Source organism: Mycobacterium sp. 1245801.1 (genome assembly GCF_001673055.1).
In the GTDB taxonomy this organism is placed as follows: Bacteria; Actinomycetota; Actinomycetes; order Mycobacteriales; family Mycobacteriaceae; genus Mycobacterium; species Mycobacterium europaeum_A.
In genome coordinates this window covers 1-973 of the sequence record NZ_LZKY01000140.1, presented here as the reverse complement: position 1 = coordinate 973, position 973 = coordinate 1, and the positions used below count along the sequence as shown (strand labels likewise).

Annotated in this window: 2 protein-coding genes; one reads left to right on the top strand and one right to left on the bottom strand. The window is 70.3% G+C overall.

From position 1 onward, the window contains the following. A partial coding sequence (locus A5622_RS08465) for a dihydrofolate reductase family protein (RefSeq protein WP_197507975.1) occupies positions 1-261 on the bottom strand: 261 nt, incomplete at its 3' end. Between A5622_RS08465 and zapE the strand changes: the two genes are divergently transcribed. Further along, on the top strand, positions 260-973 hold a 714-nt coding region (gene zapE / locus A5622_RS08460), incomplete at its 3' end, for a cell division protein ZapE (protein WP_156752893.1). The two genes, A5622_RS08465 and zapE, sit on opposite strands and share 2 nt — an antisense overlap.

Below are 973 nucleotides of genomic sequence, written 5' to 3'. Positions count from 1 at the left end.
ACCCTCGATCCGCACGGTGCCCGCACCGACCACGATGACGTCGGCGAGTTCACGCAACAGGTTGAAGATCAACCGGTCGCCCGGGCCGCCCATGGCGCCGCTGCTGCCACCGGAGGTGGCCCCGCCGTCGACGCTGGCGATGAAGTTCGCCCGCACCCACGTCCCGTCGTGTGCGGGATAGCCATAGAGTCCGGGGAGGTCGCCCTCGTCGAGGCCGCGCACCGACCCGAGCAGCGACAGCGCGGCGCCAGAGTCGGGCATGGGTCTGATTGCAGCACGCCGCTACAGTGCCTGCATGCACGGGTCCACCTCCGCGGGCGTCGCGGGCGGCGTGGCTCACCTGGTCGATCGGCACCCGACGGTGTCGCCGGAGCGGCTGATCGCCCAATTGAGGCCGCCCCCGACGTTCGCCGACGTGAGCTTCGCGACATATCGGCCCGATCCGGCGGAGCCGACGCAGGCCGCCGCGGTGGTGGCCTGCCGCGACTTCTGCCGCCAGGCCGTCGAGCGTCGCGCCGGTCGCCGAAAGCTGTTGGGGCGGCGCGAAACCCTGCCCGGTGTCGGGTTGTACCTGGACGGCGGGTTCGGCGTGGGCAAGACGCACCTGCTGGCGTCGGCCTACTACGAGCTACCCGGTGACGGGCCGGGTGCGTCGCCGGATGGCCAAGCCCCCAAGGCGTTTGCGACGTTCGGGGAGCTGACCCAGTTGGCCGGGGTGTTCGGCTTCGCCGAGTGCGTCGACCTGCTGGCCGGCTACACGGCGGTCTGCATCGACGAATTCGAACTCGACGATCCGGGCAACACCACGCTGATCTCGCGGCTGCTCTCCTCGCTGGTCGAGCGTGGGGTCTCGGTGGCGGCCACCTCCAACACGCTGCCCGAGCAGCTCGGTGCGGGCCGCTTCGCCGCCCAGGACTTTCTGCGCGAAATCAACACGCTGGCAAGCATTTTCACGACCGTGCGGATCGAGGGT